Origin of the sequence: Corallococcus sp. AS-1-6 (assembly GCF_020037015.1) — a bacterium.
Lineage (GTDB): Bacteria > Myxococcota > Myxococcia > Myxococcales > Myxococcaceae > Corallococcus.
The window spans coordinates 1-3,236 of sequence record NZ_JAIQDE010000076.1 but is presented as its reverse complement, the minus strand read 5'-3'; the positions used below and the strand labels follow the sequence as shown (position 1 = coordinate 3,236).

Genomic DNA, 3,236 nt, shown 5'->3' with positions numbered 1-3,236 from the left:
TGGATGATGGCCCGCAGGCGGGGCAGGGTGCGCTCCAGCCGCATCGGGTCCGGCGGATACGCCGGCACCGCCACCGCTCCCGCGTACAGACACCCGAAGAAGCCCGCGATGTAGTCCAGACCCGGCGGGTACAGCAGCAGCACGCGCTCGCCTCGCGCTCCACACTCACGCAGCGCCGAGGCGATCCGCCGTGCGCGCACGTCCAGATCGAACGCGCTCCAGACGCTCTCCTCTCCGTCATCCCCCAGGAACGTGTAGAGCGGCGCGCGGCCCGAGGGCCCTTGGACAAGCTTCAGCAGGACGCCAGGAAGGGTTCGCGAGAAGTCGTGCACGGGGAGCCATCCATGTGTCGAAAAAGCGCCGACACTTAATAGCAGCCCGACTCCTCAATTCCTCAGGCACTCCAGGTAACGAAACCCGGGACGTTTCTCACGCCAGCCCACTCGGGAAGCAGGGACTCGACACGCCTTCACGCGCATCCGAACAGTCCCTTCAACCACCCCATGAAACCTTTCTGCCCGTGTCGCGCCTTCACCGACTCCGGACTGTCACGCACGGTGAATGCGCAGCGCGCCAGTCACTCGGTTCACGGACCCCGCCCCCTCGATGAGAGGGAGCGGGGTTCTTCGTTGTTACTTCGTGTCCGCGTCGCGCAGCGCCTTCGCCAGCAGCTCCGCCACGGACTGCACCACCGGCACGCGCAGCAGCGTGTGGTGGGTGCCCGGCAGCTCGTGTGATTCGAGCCGCTCGCCCACCAGCGCCGCCCAGCCGCCGTCGATGGGGCGGGTTTCATCCCGCTCCTCCGCGTGGATGCGCAGCACGCGCTGCTCCATCGCGGGCGGGTGGTAACGACGCGCCGCTTCGAGGTTCGCCTCGAAGACCTGGAAGAGGGCCATGGCATCCACTCCGGACGGCAGCGCTCCGGATCGGGCCGCGGACTCCAGCACCTTCGTGAGCATCGCTTCCGGCTCCAGCTCCGCCGTGTCCACGTCCAGGTCCGCCAGCGACACGCCCATCAGGTCCTGCGCGAACAGGCCCACCGCCAGCGCGCGGTCCAGGTCCGGCTCCGAGTCCGGCACCGCCTGGGGCACGTACGAGTCGATCATCGCCACCAGCTCCACGACTTCACCCGCTTCGCGGAGCTGGTGCGCCATCTCGTAGGCGATGACGCCGCCCAGGGACCAGCCACCCAGGTGGTACGGGCCGTGGGGTTGGACCCCACGCACCACCCGTACGTAGCTGGCGGCCAGGGCCTCCACCGTGTCCAGCGGCTGCTCCGTGCCGTCGAGTCCTCGGGCCTGGAGGCCGTAGAAGGGCTGAGCCGGTCCCAGCCTGCGCGCCAGCTCCGCGTACGCCAGCACGTTGCCTCCCACCGGGTGCACGCAGAAGAACGGCGTGCCAGTGCCCGTGCCTTCCTTCGTGAAGGGCACCAGCGGGGTGAAGGGCTTCGGCTCGGCTTCACCCAGCAGGACCGCGAACCGCTCCACACTGGGGGCCTGGAAGAGGGTGGACAGCGGGAGCTTGCGGCCCGTCTCCCGGTGCACCGCCGCCATCAGCCGCACCGCGAGCAGCGAGTGCCCACCCAGCTCGAAGAAGCTGGCGCGCACGTCCACGGTGGACACGCCCAGCGCCTCCGCCCAGAGCGCCGCGATCCGCGCCTCGGCTTCGTTCCTCGGGCCCACGTGGGTCTCGGTGCTCACGGATCCGTCCACGGGGACGGGCAGCGCCTTGCGGTCCACCTTGCCGTTGGGCGTCAGCGGCAGGACGGGCAGGGCGACATAGGCCGCGGGCACCATGTACTCCGGCAGCGAGCGCTGCAGGTGTCCCCGCAGCGTCGAGGTGTCCACCTCCGGCGTCACGTACGCCACCAGGCGCGGGAGCCCGGGGACGTCCTCACGCAGCAACACCGTCGCGTCGCGGACGCCCGGAGCCGCACGCAGCGCGACTTCAATCTCCCCCAGCTCGATGCGGTAGCCGCGCAGCTTCACCTGGAAGTCCGCCCGGCCCAGGTACTCCAGGGTGCCATCCTGCATCCAGCGGACCCGGTCACCCGTGCGGTACATCCGCACCCCGGGCTCCGTGCTGAACGGATGGGGGATGAAGCGCTCCGCCGTGAGGTCCGGCCGGTTGCGGTAGCCGCGCGCCAGGCCCTCGCCCGCGATGTACAGCTCGCCCGGGACGCCCACGGACACGGGGTTCAGGTTCGCGTCCAGCACGTACACGTCCAGGTTCAGCAACGGGCGCCCGATGACGGGCGTGGGCATGGGGCTGCCCTGGATGGCGGCGATGGTCGCGATCACGGTGCACTCGGTCGGACCGTAGGCGTTGTAGGCCCAGGTCCGCTGCGTCGCCGCGAGCGCGCGCCACGTCACCTCGTCCATGGCCTCGCCGCCAATGGAGCAGAGGCTCGGCACGTGCTCGCGCTCCAGCAGGCCCGCCTCCAGCAACACCTGGAACTGCGACGGCGTGCAATCCAGCATGTCGATGCGGTGCCGCGCCACCCACGCGAGCATCGCCTCGGGATCCCGCCGCACGGCCTCCGGGACGAGGAACAGGCAGTGCCCGTCCAGCAGCAGGGACAACTGCTGCACCGACGCGTCGAAGAAGTAGGGCGCGTTGAAGCTTGCCCGCATGGGCCGGGATGCCCGGTTGAAGCAGGCCTCGTTCAACGCGCGCCGCAGGTGCGCCAGCGAGCGGTGCTGGATCATCACGCCCTTGGGCGTGCCCGTGGAGCCCGACGTGTAGATGACGTAGGCCAGGTGCTCCGGCCGCACGCCCGAACGCGGGTTGCCCGGCGAGGACGACTCGATGCGCCGCGCGTCCGCGTCCAGCCGCACCACGTGCCGCACCGGCGGCTGCCACGACTCGACGTGAGACTGGGTGGTCAGCAGCACGGCCGCGCCGCTGTTCTCCAGGATGAAGGCCCTTCGCGCTTCAGGGGCCGCCGGGTCGAGCGGCACGTACGCGCCGCCCGCCTTGAGGATGCCGAGGATGGCCACGATGGCCTCCGGCGAGCGTTCCAGGCAGAACGCCACCGGCACGTCCGGGCCCACGCCCAGCGAGCGCAGGGAGTGCGCCAGTTGGTTCGCGCGCACGTTGAGCTGGTGGAATGACACCGTCGTGTCGCCCATCACCACGGCGGGCGCCTTCGGCGTGCGCGTCACCTGCTGTTCGAAGCGCGCGTGGAAGGACACGTCGCCTTCGAAGGGAGCCGTCTCGCCGCTCCACTCCTCCAG

At 70.3% G+C, this 3,236-nt stretch carries 2 protein-coding genes; both read right to left on the bottom strand.

Translation table 11 applies throughout. From position 1 onward, the window contains the following. The coding region (locus K8612_RS39755) for an AMP-binding protein (RefSeq protein ID WP_223765916.1) at nucleotides 1–332 on the bottom strand (332 nt) is incomplete at its 3' end. Nucleotides 333–632: 300 nt separating this feature from the next. Further along, nucleotides 633–3,236: amino acid adenylation domain-containing protein (locus tag K8612_RS38660; RefSeq protein WP_223765915.1), on the bottom strand; the 2,604-nt coding region annotated here is incomplete at its 5' end.